Here is a 12,464-nt window from a genome sequence, read left to right on the forward strand (position 1 = left end):
TCGTGCCCGGTACGCCCGTCGCCCGCACTCGGCGGTGCGGGCCACGGGCTCAGGGGTCACTCCGTGCGGAGCGAGGTCAGCGGCACCTGCAGCGCCATCACCTCGTTGCCCGGTCCCGCGGTCCAGCCGCGGCCCACATGGGGTGCCACCCGGGTGATGGCGTGCGGCAGCCGTACGCCGATCAACTCGCCCTCGTTGATGCTCTTCGGCCCCAGCAGCAGGCCGCGCCTGGCCTTGCGGGCACCGGCCATCCAGCCGCCCATGCCGCCCTGGACGCCGTCGGCGGTCGCGGCGTAGACGAGACCGAGTCCCTGGTCGCGGCCGGAGACCGTGATCTCCTTGAGGACTATGTCGGCGCCGGACATCCCCAGCAGGTCGGCGTCGTCGACCATCACCACCCGCGGTCCGGGCAGCGCGGCGAGCGCGGAGCGCAGCGTCTCCTCGGTCGGCTCGGTGTCGGTGACGACCCGGACCGTGCCGTGCCGGCTGAGCGCCCGCAACGGGGACTCACGCGGGGTAAGGACGACCAGTGAGGTGCCGCCGGCGAGCAGCGAGACCGCCAGCGAGGCGAGCGCGTTGCTACGGCCGGAGCCGGTGGGGCCGATGACGCCGAACACCGAGGACGCGCCCGCGAGGTCCACGCCGACCGGCTCGCCCGCGTCGCCGCCGACGCCCAGCAGGGCCCACAGGGGCCGCTTCCGCTCGTCGGGCACCTTGTCGTAGACCGCGGCGAACTCCGCCGAGCGCGGGAGCGAGGCCACCGTGAACGGGCGCCGCGCCTGGGGCACCCTCGCGTCGCGCTTGAGCGCGGCGGCGCCGATCTTCCGGAGCGCTTCGACCTGTTCGGTGCCGCCGCCCGAGGCGAGCAGGGCGACCTGGGTCTCGGTACCGGTCAGGATGTGCCAGCCCCGGCCGGGCGGGATGTCCGCCGGCAGCTTGCTCGGCTTCATGCCGACGGCCTGCACGTCGGAGCGGTCACCGGGCCGCAGGATCAGCCGGTGGTCGTTGTGGGCCGCCATACGGCCGCCCAGCAGGGCGCGCTCAGAGGTGCCGACGAAGTGGATGCCGGCGGCGGCTCCTTCGCGCACCAGGCGGACCATGTCCTGGTAGAGATGGCTGTACTCGTGCTCGTCGAGCATCGACGACAGGGCGTCCCAGCCGTCGACCAGCAGCAGGATGTGCGCCGGGCGTTCCGCCTTCGGCAGCACCTTGCGCAGCTCTCCGATGCCGGTGGCGTTGTGCTGCTGCGCCAGCTCCTGGCGGTTGACGAGTTCCTGGTTGAGGCGGCGCAGCAGCCGCTCCAGCCGCTCGGTGTCGTGCCGGGCGACGACGGCGCCGCAGTGCGGGAGCGTGGTGAGCGCGGCGAGGCCGCCGCCGGCCGCGTCGATGCCGTAGACGTGCACGTCGGCGGTGCTCAGGTAGCGGGCGGCGGAGCCGGCCAGGGTGCGCAGCACCTGGGTGCGGCCGGACCGGGGCGCGCCGATGACGTAGAGGTGGCCGAAGTTGCTCAGGTCGGCCGCGGCAACGTGGCGCCGCTGCAGCTGCGGCACGTCCTCCAGGGCGTACGGGATGAGCAGGCGTCCCTCGCGGACGGGGTTCATCGCGTCGAGGTCGTCGAGCAGCACGTGCCGCTCCAGCGCGGGCAGCCAGGGGCTGGGCTGCGGGGTGTGGTCCTCCAGCCGGTCCACGGCCGTGCGGATCTCCTCCACCAGGACCTGCAGGTCGGTGGGGGCGGGCGCCTGGGGGGCCTGGGTGACGACGGCCTCGGCGGGGGACAGTGCCGCTGGCCGCCCGAGGGCGTCCCAGGACAGTGCCGACGCCGCGACGGGCTTGCGGGGTCCGCTGTCCGGCTCCGTGTCCTCGGCGGTCTTCGGGCGCGGCCGCTCGGCGCCCACCCACGCGGTCTGGAAGGGCTCGGCCGACTTGGGGCCGCGCCGCACGAGGGCGCGGCCGGGGGTGGCCGGCGAGATCTCCGCGGCGTCGTTGACGTCGATGACGTCCTGGCTCTCGGACGGGTCGGTGACCCGCAGCGCGATCCGCAGGTTGGTGTTGGCGCGGATGTCGGCGGTCACCACACCGGCGGGGCGCTGGGTGGCGAGGACGAGGTGGATGCCGAGGGACCGTCCGCGCTGGGCGATGCTGATGAGTCCGGGCACGAAGTCCGGAACCTCGCGCACCAGGGTGGCGAACTCGTCGATGACCAGCAGGAGCCGGGGAAGCGGCGCGAGCGTGGGGTCGGCGGCGCGTTTGGCCTGGTAGTCGGGGAGGTCCTTGGCGCCTGCGGCGGCGAGGACGTGCTCACGGCGCATCAGCTCGGCGCCGAGCGACTCCAGGGCGCGTTCGACCAGGTGGGCGTCGAGGTCGGTGACCATGCCGAGGGTGTGCGGCAGATTCGCGCACTCCTTGAACGCGCTGCCGCCCTTGTAGTCGACGAGGACGAAGGTCAGTTCGTCGGGCCGGTTCGCGGCGGCGAGGGAGGCCACGAAGGTCTGCAGCAGCTCGGACTTGCCGGAGCCGGTGGTGCCGGCGACCAGTCCGTGCGGTCCGTCCTGGACGAGGTCGAGGGAGAACGGGCCCTCGAAGCCGCTGCCGAGCACGAAGGAGGTGGCGGCGGGCCGCGAGCGCCAGCCCTCCAGGATTTCGTCGGCGTTGGGCGGTTCCTGGTTCAGCAGGTCCAGCAGCTTCACGCGCTGCGGCAGTCCGGCGTCGTGCTCGGGGCTGACGTCGCGGACCGGCGCCACGGCGCGGGCGACCTGCTCGCACCACTCGGGCGTGACCTGGTCGGCACGGACGCCCGGGATGTCGGGCGTGCCGGGGCGCTTGACGGTCAGCCGGCCGGACTCGGCGAGCACCACTCCGGTGCTCTCCTCGGGCAGCAGCCGCTCCTGTTCGTCGAGGCAGACGCTGAAGACCCGGACGGCCGGACCCTCGGTGAGGACCTGCACCATGCCGGGCACGTCGCGCAGCCGGCGCGCGCCGTCGGCGATCACCAGGATGTCGGGGCCGACGACGGCGGCGCTGCGGTCGTTCTTGGTGCTCCGCTTGCGCGACTGGATCCGGGCGACCAGTTCCGACACGCGGGCCGTGGTCGACTCCGGGTCGTTGCCGATCAGGACGAGCGGGCCGCCGGGCGCGGTGGGCCGCACGTGCGGCAGCCAGCGGACCCATCCCCAGTCGTCGGCGCGCTCGGCGTCGGTGAGGAGCACGATCCGCAGGTCGCGGGGGCTGTGCAGCACGGCCGCCTGCACGGTCATCCAGCGGGCCAGCGGCTGCACTTCGGCCGCGGGGCCGGCCACACCCACCACGCCGTGCCCGCTGAGGTCCACGCCGATCGGTGCGTCGGGGATGTTCCAGCGGATGGTGCGGTGGTTCTCATCGCGCGCGGGGTCCTCGAGTTCACGCAGCGAGGGCTGGTCGGCGGTGCCGAGCCGCAGGACGAGGTGGTCGGGGTCGTGGCGGCGCCGTTCCCACAGCCGGCTGCCCGGGCCGGTGGCCATCAGGGCGACGGCGGCGGGGTCCGGCCCGGTGACGTGGCGTATCTGGCGCTCCCGGGCGACGGCCTCGCGGACGCCGTCCTCGACCGCGGCGCGGGTCCGCTGGTACTGCCGCTCCGCCTCCTCGTACTCCTTGCGGGCGGTGCGGCGGCCGGTGACCCAGTTGGAGAGCATCATCATCGGGCCGAGCGCGATGAAGGCGATGAAGTAGTACGACTTGAAGATGGCGACCATGAGGAAGCCCATGATCACCGGGGCGATCATCATGGCGGCGGGGAACGGCCGCTTGCCCGGGGGCCTGGGCGGGGAGGGCAGCCGGACCCGCTCGCCGTCCAGGTGCGGGGCGATCCGCGGCGGGCGGTTGTAGTCGATGCCGAAGCCGTCCGCGGACTCCGTCACGGCGGCGTCCGCCTCGACCGGCGTGCTCATCCGCAGCAGGACGGAGCCCACGGTCAGGTCCTCGCCGGGCGGCCACGGCACCGGCCGTCCCGCGGCGGCGATGCGCTCGGTGGCGACCTGCTCCGGGCGGGTACGGCGCAGCGCGGTGACGGCGTCGTCCGGCGGGGGCGCGGCGACCCGGCCGCGCACGTCGTCGCCGGGCCCGGTGCGGGTGCGATGCCAGTGGGCGGAGCCGTCGGCGCCGACGGTCACCCACAGGCCCCCCTCGGGGACGCTGTCGCCCTCGAGGCGGATCGCGCAGAGCGGTCCGGAGCCGATCTCGTGGCTGCCGAACCCGAGTCGCCAGGTGCGTCCGGCCTGCCGTCCGGAGACGATGTGGACTTCGGCGAGCACCGGTCCCGCGTCGGTCGCGTCGCCGACACGAACCCGGTCGGGATCCGTACCGGGGGCGCCCAGGCTGAGGATGCCGCCTTCGCGCAGTCCGGCCTCGGCGACGGGCAGGTCGGGTTCGAGCCGGCGGCCGTCCAGATAGACGTCGCGGGTCAGCGCGCCGTCCACGGCTTGCGAGAGGTCTGCGACGGTGGAGCGCGCCGGCAGCCCTACGAGGTGGTCGCGGCGCGCACCGTCCGCGCCGTCGACGGTGGTGATGGTGAGGTTCACGGTCTTCCCAGTTCGGGCGTCACGAGGACGAGGAGCGTGCGGTGGCGGCGGAGACGCCCGCCGGTCCGAGGGCGGTCGGCTCGGCGAGGTCGTCGTCGGCGGCGTGTTCCGCGGCGGCGGGGGCCGAGCCGGGGTCGGGACGGCGGGCGGTGGCGGACAGGGCCATGGAGGCCGACGAGAACCCCTCCTCGACGAGGTCGTCGTCGAGGGCGGAGTGGAACGACGGTCGGTCGGGACCGGGGCCGTCGTCGTCACCGGGGACTGGCGGCAGGGAGCGCAGCAGCCGGGCGACGACGCGGGCCAGGGGCAGCGCGTCGATCGTGAGGGCGGGCGGGCCGCCGTGCAGGCGCAGGTTGCCGTCGCGGTCCGCCTCCAGAATCAGGGTGCTGTGGTGGGCGACACCCAGGGACAGCAGGCGCACTCCGGCCGGCCGGCTGCGTTCCGGCGCCTCGGCGCTGACGGCGTAGCGGGCGCCGGGCCGGTCGAAGACGTCGGCGGGACCGGCGTGCCGGGGGTGCACCCCGGCGCCGACCACGACGTCCCCCACGGGGAGGCGGACGTCGAGCTGGGCGGCGACGGCCTGGAGGACGGCGCGAGCGGTGCGCCGCTCCCCGATGAAGGAGACGGCCGGGGGAACGGCCGTCAGATCGAGGAGCACCGCGTCGGCGTCGGCCCTGCCCAGGCAGACGAGCACAGGCGCCCTACCTCGCCCGGTCTCCGCCCCGCGGTCGAGGTCGGCCCGGCGGATCCACCACAGGCGCGGCTCAGCCGCGTCGCGGGCCCACGGCCGGGGCAGCGCTCCCTCACCGTGGCTATGGGCGACGTAGACGCCGACGACGTCGGTGCCGAGGAGTGCCGCGTAGGGGCGGGTGCCGGGGCGTTCGGCGGCGGCGCGGCGCAGTGCGGTCTCGGCGTCCGCCCAGCCGGCGGCGTCGCGGAGCAGGCGGCCGAGCACCCGCAGGCCGCGGCGGTGCCGCAGCTCTGTGCGGACAGGTGTGGCGAAGGCGCGGGCGGCCGTCGTCACCTCGCGCACGACGCGGCGGCGCAGCGCGCCCCAGCCGCCCGCACGGCGGACGATCCAGTGCGCCAGGACGACGGCCAGGATCAGCACTCCGACGAGTCCGATCAGCCGGTTCCAGCCGGCGGGGACGTTCACGCTGCCACTCCGTTCACGCCGCGACGGGCGAGTTCTGCCCTCAGGGCCCGCACTCCGTGGTGAGTGCGGGACTTGACGGTGCCCCGCGGCACACCCATGTCGGCGGCGGCGTCGGCTCCCGTCTGGTCCATGACGTGCACGCGCACCACGGCTTCACGGTGTGCGGGTGGGAGGGCGTCCAGCGCGGCGAGCAGCACGGAGCGGTCCGCGACGAGGCCGGCGTGGTCGCCGGAGTACTCGAGCGCGGTGCCCGCGAAGTCCGCGGCACTGATACCGACGGGAACCGCTCGGTCGCGGCGGCGGTGGTCGACGACGAGGTTGCGGGCCACCCGGAAGAGCCACATGCGGACCGGACGCTCGTGCACATCCAGCCTCCCGACCCGCTGCAGGGCGCGCAGCAGGGTCTCCTGCAGCACGTCCTCCGCGGCGTGCACGTCCCGGCCCATGAGGCCGGTGACGAAGCGCCGCAGGCTGTCCCGCTCCGCGATGATCAGGCTGGCGACAGCACTGTACTCGTCGTCGCCGCCGGTGCCGTCGTCGGTGAGGATCTCCGCCCCGTCCCTGCGGCAGTCGGACTCGTTCACACACATGGCGTAGAGATTAGAGTGCTGATCGACATGCTCCGACCACGGGGTCGGCGCATATCTGATCATTCGCCGGTGCGCTGACGAATGCGTAATCAAAAGTTCACCATGCGGAAACCGTGGGGCGGACGCGCGCCGCACAGTTCCGCCAGATTCCCGATCCGACAGGAGACCACGTGCCTCCCCATCCCGATCCACGGGAACCCGACGTTCTCGACGGGGCCAGGCCCCGTTTCGCGGACACCTTCGCCCGACGCCCTTCCCTGCCCCACCGGCGGTTCCTGCCGGACCGGCGGGCGTGGAGCGTGCTGGCGACGACGTCGGCCGTCATCGGCTGCGCGATCCTCGTCGTACCCCTGATGGCGACCATCAATGTCCTGCCCGACGGGGGCGGCAAGGGCGACTCGGTGGCGGCCGGCGCCCCCAGTGCCTCGCAGAGCGGCGTCCTGCCGGCGTCGCCCGGCAGCGGCGCCAAGAACTCCCCCGCCGGGGGAGGAAAGGTCGCCGCGGCCGGCGGATCCCAGGGACGGGCCGACGCCGGCGGTTCCGTGCGCGGCAGCGGCTCCACCAACGGAGGCCTGCCGCCGGTGGGCGGCGCCCCCGGCAGCGGCGACGGGACCGGCGGCAGCGGCGGCAGCGGCGGCAGCGGCGGTTCGGCCACCGGCGGCTCCGGGAGTTCCGGCGGCTCGTCGGTCTCCGGCGACTCCTCGACCTCCGGCGACTCCTCGACCTCCGGCGACTCCTCGACCTCCGGCGACTCCTCGACCTCCGGCGGCTCGTCGGGCTCCGGCGGCTCGTCGGGCTCCGGTTCCGGCTCGTCCGGCGGCACGACACCGTCCACGTCGGAGCAGACGACCACCGTGCCCGGCGTGCGGATCCGCAGCTCGCAGAGCGGTCGGTGCATCGCGGTCAGCGGCGCCAGGACCAGCCCCGGCCGCGACGGCGCCCGGCTGCAGATCCAGACCTGCGACGACGGCGCCTGGCAGAAGTGGGACTTCCGCTCCGACGGCACCATACGCGCCTTCGGCATGTGCATGGACCTGGCCGGCGCGAACTTCTCCGATGGTGCGGTCATCCAGCTGGCCCGCTGCAACGGCGGGTGGGCCCAGCAGTTCAGGCTCAACTCGTCCCACGACCTCACGGTCAAGAACAAGTGCGTCGACGTCGTCGACAAGGGCACGACCTCCGGCACCCCGCTCCAGCTGTGGACGTGCTACGGAACGACGAACCAGAAGTGGTCGAAGAACTGACCGCGCTCACATGAGGCCGTCCCCGCCCTCCGCAGGGCGGGGACGGCGTGCCGTCACCGCATACAGCGGCCGGCTCCCCGTCGTCACCCCGCGCCGTCGGAGAGGACCACCGAACGCGTCAGGTGCCGCGGCGCGTCCGGGTCGAGCCCCCGCGCCGCGCCGAGCGCCGCGGCCAGCCGCTGGACGACGACCAGGTCGGCAAGCGGGTCGCGCCCCAGAGCGACCAGGCGACCACCAGTGCGCGCGACCTCCCCCGCCATCCCCGCCGGGAGGTCCGCCGCGTCACCGAACCACCACACCACCCGCCCCGGACCGGCGACGCTGATCGGGCCGTGCCGGTACTCCATGACGGGGTACGCCTCCGTCCAGGCGCCAGCCGCCTCCCGCATCTTGAGCGCCGCCTCCTGCGCCACGCCGTAGGCCCAGCCGCGGCCGAGGAAGGTGAACTGCTCCGTCTCCAGCAGCCCCTCGGGCAGCGGCGCGGCCAGCGCGGCCTCCGCCTGCACGGGCAGATGGGCGACTTCCTCCCCCAACAAGGCGCGCAGCAGCACGAGTTGGGTCGTCGCGAAGCGGGTCTGCACGACCGAGACCTCGTCGGCGAAGTCCAGCACCACCGCCGCGTCGGCCAGTTCCGTGACAGGGGTGGCGGGATCGGCGGTGACGGCCACCGTGGGGGTGCCGCCGCGCAACCGGGCCAGCACCTCGAGGACCTCGGTCGTGGTGCCGGAACGGGTGAGGGCGACGACCCTGTCGTAGACCCGGCCGGCCGGAATCTCCGAGGCCGCGAAGGCGTCCGTCTCACCCTGGCCGGCGTTCTCTCGCAGTACCGCGTAGGCGTGCGCCATGAACCACGAGGTGCCGCACCCCACGACCGCCACCCGCTCGCCGGCCCTGGGCAACGCGGCCCGCCAGGGCGCCGTGCCGTCGCCCGCGAGCACGACAGCACGGCGCCAGCAGTCCGGCTGGGTCGCCGTCTCGGTCTCGGTCCTGCTCCGGCTCGTGTTCCCCGCTCCACTCCGGCTCATCGACGGCCTCCGTCCCTGTCCGGCGGCCCGTCGTGCCGAGCACGCCCGGTCGAGCATCATGTGTGGATCTGCCCGACTCTAGCGCTTCTCCCGCAGGACGTTGCATGCTGTTGCGCGGAACGGCCTGGGACGGCGAGGGGGTGGCTCGTGCGAGTGCAGGTCGCGTGTCGGCGCCCTCCGAACCGGCCGCCGTGAAGGGCTCGATCAGCACGGCCGGGGGTGCTCCCGTCCATCACCAGGACGTCGATGTCCGTCACCGGGCGGGTCCGCGCGAAGGCACGCTTCCCCGGCTCGGACACGTCGGCGACCACCACGGCCCGTGCGGCGCGCCCGGCGAGCGCCTGGTTCACACGAGCCCCCCTCGTGCCGGGCCGCCGCGCCGTGCGTGACGTCATCGGCCGTCACCTTCCCGCACCCCGACTTCGGGAGGTCAAGGCGTCATGCCGCTGGTCCCCACCGCCGAACTCGTCCGCGCGGCGCACACCACCGGGCGCGGGATCGGCGCCTTCAACGTCGTCTCCCTGGAGCACGCCGAGGCGATCGTCGCCGGCGCCGAGGCCGCCGGGCGGCCCGTGGTCTGCCAGATCAGCGAGAACGCGGTCCGTTTCCACGGTGGTTCACTCGCGCCGATCGCACGCGCGACCGCCGCGGTCGCCGAGTCCGCCGCGGTCCCCGTGGGCCTCCACCTCGACCATGTCACCGACGAGAACCTACTGCGCAGCGCGCCGGACTGCGGCTTCGGCTCCGTGATGTACGACGCGTCGGTCCTGCCGCACGCCCGCAACGTCTCCGCCACCCGGGCCGCCGCGGACTGGGCGCACGCCCGCGGTCTGTGGCTGGAGGCCGAACTCGGGGCGATAGGCGGGAAGGACGGCGTGCACGCCCCGGGCGCCCGCACCGACCCCGCCGAGGCAGCCGCCTTCGTGGGCGCCACCCGGATCGACGCTCTCGCCGTGGCGGTGGGCAGCTCGCACGCCATGACCACCCGCACGGCACGGCTTGACCACGGCCTGATCGCCCGTCTCCGCCGTGCGGTACCCGTCCCGCTGGTGCTGCACGGTTCCACCGGCGTACCGGACGACGAACTGCGCCTGGCTGTCGCCGCCGGCATGGTCAAGATCAATATCGGTACCGCGCTGAACATCGCCTTCACGGGCGCGGTTCGTGACGCCCTGGCAGCGGACTCCACCGCGGTCGACCCGCGCCGTTATCTGTCCCGCGCGCGCACGCGGATGGCCGCGGCCGTGGAGAACGCCCTGCGCGTCCTCGGCTGACTCACGCGCGGCACCCCCTCAGCGCCGACCCGCCGCCTGAAGCACCTCCGCCGCACGCCGGTGCGCCAACGCCCCCCGGTGAGCCGACGCCCGTACCGCGCCCGGCGCCACCGCCCCGTCGTCGGCACAGATCACCGCGCGGCGGCCCGGTCAACGCCGACCCGCCGCCTGGAGCCGCCGCAACGTCCAGCCACGTCCCAGAGGATCCAGCGGACGGGTCGCGTCAGTGAACACCTCTGCCGCACGCCGGTACGACAAACGCCCCCGCCCGGTGCGGAACAGCGGGCCCTCGACGCGTCCGAGCACGAGCAGCGGCAGCAGCCGGGCCGATCCGTCCCCCCAGCGCAACGGCGGCCCCGAGCGCTCGCGGGTGCGGCGGCCGGGCAGATCGAGGTCGTCGACGTCGAGCGCGAGAAGCCGTTCGATAGACGCCCCCGTCTCGTGGAGCAGATGCCAGAAGGCCTGCTCCCGTAGCGGCGCCGCCAGGCGCAGGACCTGGCGCACCTGGTCGGCGCCGAGTCCCGGCTCGGCACGGCGCGCCCTCGGCACGGGCAGGGCCCGCAGGCCCGTCGTGGGGTCGCCGTTCAGCCAGCCTTCCGCACGCCACCACGTCACGGCGCTGCTGAGGACGGACAGTTCACGGTTGGCGGTACGGGCGCCGACCGCCGCGGACCGCAGCGCGAAGGCCTCACGCAGCCGTCCCGCGGTACCCGGCGCGTCCAGCACGGCCAGCGGCACCGCCGGCGGCTCGGCGCCTCGACGGCCGCCGCCGACGGGCGGGGGCCGGTCGACGAGGCCCCAGGCCCAGGTGACCAGTGCGATCCGGTAGACCCGCCGGGATCCCTCGCCCAGCTTGGAGGCGGCGAGGAAGCGGTCGACGGCCACGGCGTACTCCACCGGATGGGTCATACGGTGCCCGCTCCTCCCCTGTCGGTCCGTCGGCCGGGCGACCCGGCTCACCACCGGGCCCGCCGAGATCGACCGCAGTAAATGTCATTTCCCTGTGCGCACTCGCCATCATAAGTTGACTCGACCAGACTCAATAATTTCGCCCGCCGGCCTGGCGTGTCGCCACGCGCCTCTTGCACGCTGCGCCCATGGCACTCATTCCCCGCGCCGCGGTCCTGCGCGAACGCGACTTCCGCCGCTTCTTCCTCGGCTACAGCACCTCGCTCCTCGGATCGTCGATGGCGTCCGTGGCACTCGCCTTCGCGGTCCTGGAGACGGGCGGCGGCGGCACCGAACTCGGCCTGGTCCTGGCGGCCCGCATCCTGCCGCTGGTGCTGGTGCTGCTCGCGGGCGGCGTCCTCACCGACCGCTGGGGCAGCCGCAGCACGATGCTCGCCGCCGACGTCACGCGCTGCCTCACCCAGGCCGGCCTCGCCCTCGCCCTGATCGGCGGCGCTGCGCATATGGCGACGCTGATAGCGCTGGTCGTGGTCTGGGGCGCGGCCGAGGCCCTGTTCACCCCGGCTCTCGACGCGCTCGTCCCGCGCATCGTGCCGGACGACAAGCTCGCCGACGGCAACGCGCTGCTCGGCATGGCCCGGTCTGCGGCGTCGATCGCCGGACCCGCGCTCGCCGGTGTCCTCACGGCGACCGCGGGCGCCTCCGCCGTCCTCACCGTGGACGCCCTCAGTTACGGGGTGAGCGTCGTCGCGCTGCTCCTGCTGCCGCGGACCGTCAGGACCGCCGGATCCGCCTCGTCCTTCGTCCGGGAGCTGCGGGAGGGCTGGACGGAGTTCCGCTCCCGGACCTGGCTGTGGATCACCTCCGTCCACGTCGGCCTGTTCAACCTCCTCGTATGGGCGCCGTTCCTCGTCCTCGGGCCGTTGGTCGTCCAACGGGACCTCGGCGGGCCGTCCTCGTGGGGCCTGGTCATGGCCCTGTACGGGGCCGGAGCCGTGGTGGGCGGCACGGTGATGCTGGGGCGCCGGCCCCGCCGTCCACTGCTCCTGGGCACGGCCGCCACCTCGGGCTGGGCCATGCCTTCGGCCGCGCTCGCCGCCGGGCTGCCGCTGCCATGGATCTGCGCCGCCGCGCTGGCGGCCGGCGTCGGCTCGGCCGTGTGCGGCACTCTCTACGCGACGGTCACGCAGTCGCAGGTGCCGGTCGGCGCGCTCGCCCGCGTCAGCGCGTACGGCACCTTCGGGGCCTTCGCGCTGGGGCCGGTGGGCCTCGCCGCGGCCGGCCCGTCGGCCGTCCTGGTCGGCACCGCGGGGGTGCTGGGCTTCGGCGCGGTCTGGCAGCTCGCGGCGGTGGCCGTGGTCCTGACCCTTCCCGCAGTACGCTCGGCCTTCCCGCTCCCGGGGACGACGGAACCGGCGGCTGCGCCGGACGCCGCTGGGAGCCGGGAGCCGAGCACCACCTCCCCCTCTTCCTGAGCCCTGCGGCGCCGTCGGACAAGGCCGTGGGCCCGCCCCGGGTCGCGGGCAGGATCGGCCCGCGACCCGCCCGCCGTCGACCGCGGCACCGCTCCGGTGGGCGAACGGCAGCACCTCGACGCAGCGGACGGCCTCGACGACGTCACGGGCCTCTCCCGGGCGTCTACCGCTGATCTTGCGAGAGTGCCCCGGCCTTCAGGCCGGGGGTGAATCGCATCTCAGAACTGCTCTGACTGAC

The 12,464-nt window shown here is 74.4% G+C and carries 8 protein-coding genes; 3 read left to right on the forward strand and 5 right to left on the reverse strand.

Annotated elements, in window-relative coordinates:
• Positions 1–56: 56 nt before the first annotated feature.
• From ACRWND_RS18775 to ACRWND_RS18785, 3 genes are read right to left on the reverse strand one after another with little or no spacing between them, the layout of a single operon-like run.
• On the reverse strand, positions 57–4,553 hold the full coding sequence (locus ACRWND_RS18775; RefSeq protein WP_431950781.1) for an FtsK/SpoIIIE domain-containing protein: 4,497 nt from the start codon (positions 4,551–4,553) through the stop codon (positions 57–59).
• A 19-nt stretch (positions 4,554–4,572) separates the two neighbouring features.
• Positions 4,573–5,709: a hypothetical protein gene (locus tag ACRWND_RS18780; RefSeq protein ID WP_431950783.1), complete on the reverse strand. Its 1,137-nt coding sequence runs from the start codon at positions 5,707–5,709 to the stop codon at positions 4,573–4,575.
• The gene (locus ACRWND_RS18785; RefSeq protein ID WP_431950785.1) at positions 5,706–6,299 is read right to left on the reverse strand and encodes a sigma-70 family RNA polymerase sigma factor; all 594 of its coding nucleotides are present in this window, start codon (positions 6,297–6,299) and stop codon (positions 5,706–5,708) included. The genes ACRWND_RS18780 and ACRWND_RS18785 overlap by 4 nt, the downstream gene beginning before the upstream one ends.
• 170 nt (positions 6,300–6,469) lie before the next feature.
• Here ACRWND_RS18785 and ACRWND_RS18790 point away from each other — a divergent pair, with 170 nt between their 5' ends.
• Positions 6,470–7,543, forward strand: a complete 1,074-nt coding sequence (locus tag ACRWND_RS18790; protein WP_431950787.1) for a ricin-type beta-trefoil lectin domain protein — start codon at positions 6,470–6,472, stop codon at positions 7,541–7,543.
• Between the two features lie 83 nt (positions 7,544–7,626).
• Here ACRWND_RS18790 and ACRWND_RS18795 read toward each other — a convergent pair whose 3' ends face one another.
• Positions 7,627–8,568: an SIS domain-containing protein gene (locus ACRWND_RS18795; RefSeq protein ID WP_431950789.1), complete on the reverse strand. Its 942-nt coding sequence runs from the start codon at positions 8,566–8,568 to the stop codon at positions 7,627–7,629.
• A gap of 440 nt (positions 8,569–9,008) precedes the next feature.
• Between ACRWND_RS18795 and ACRWND_RS18800 the strand changes: the two genes are divergently transcribed.
• On the forward strand, positions 9,009–9,842 hold the full coding sequence (locus ACRWND_RS18800; protein ID WP_431950791.1) for a class II fructose-bisphosphate aldolase: 834 nt from the start codon (positions 9,009–9,011) through the stop codon (positions 9,840–9,842).
• A gap of 150 nt (positions 9,843–9,992) precedes the next feature.
• On the opposite strand, the gene ACRWND_RS18805 is transcribed toward ACRWND_RS18800, so the two are convergent.
• Positions 9,993–10,751 carry a hypothetical protein gene (locus tag ACRWND_RS18805; protein ID WP_431950793.1) on the reverse strand — a complete coding sequence of 253 codons (759 nt, stop codon included), beginning with the start codon at positions 10,749–10,751 and terminating at the stop codon, positions 9,993–9,995.
• Between the two features lie 188 nt (positions 10,752–10,939).
• On the opposite strand from ACRWND_RS18805, the gene ACRWND_RS18810 reads away from it, so the two are divergent.
• Positions 10,940–12,226, forward strand: a complete 1,287-nt coding sequence (locus ACRWND_RS18810; RefSeq protein ID WP_431950795.1) for an MFS transporter — start codon at positions 10,940–10,942, stop codon at positions 12,224–12,226.
• Positions 12,227–12,464 lie beyond the last annotated feature (238 nt).

It is taken from the genome of Actinacidiphila sp. bgisy167, assembly GCF_965342175.1.
In the GTDB taxonomy this organism is placed as follows: domain Bacteria; phylum Actinomycetota; class Actinomycetes; order Streptomycetales; family Streptomycetaceae; genus Actinacidiphila.

Excerpts from the sequence above, each read along its gene's own strand:
- ACRWND_RS18785 (WP_431950785.1), bottom strand. The coding sequence starts at position 6,299 with ATGTGTGTGAACGAGTCCGACTGCCGCAGGGACGGGGCGGAGATCCTC.
- ACRWND_RS18795 (WP_431950789.1), bottom strand. The coding sequence starts at position 8,568 with ATGAGCCGGAGTGGAGCGGGGAACACGAGCCGGAGCAGGACCGAGACC.
- ACRWND_RS18800 (WP_431950791.1), top strand. The coding sequence starts at position 9,009 with ATGCCGCTGGTCCCCACCGCCGAACTCGTCCGCGCGGCGCACACCACC.
- ACRWND_RS18805 (WP_431950793.1), bottom strand. The coding sequence starts at position 10,751 with ATGACCCATCCGGTGGAGTACGCCGTGGCCGTCGACCGCTTCCTCGCC.
- ACRWND_RS18810 (WP_431950795.1), top strand. The coding sequence starts at position 10,940 with ATGGCACTCATTCCCCGCGCCGCGGTCCTGCGCGAACGCGACTTCCGC.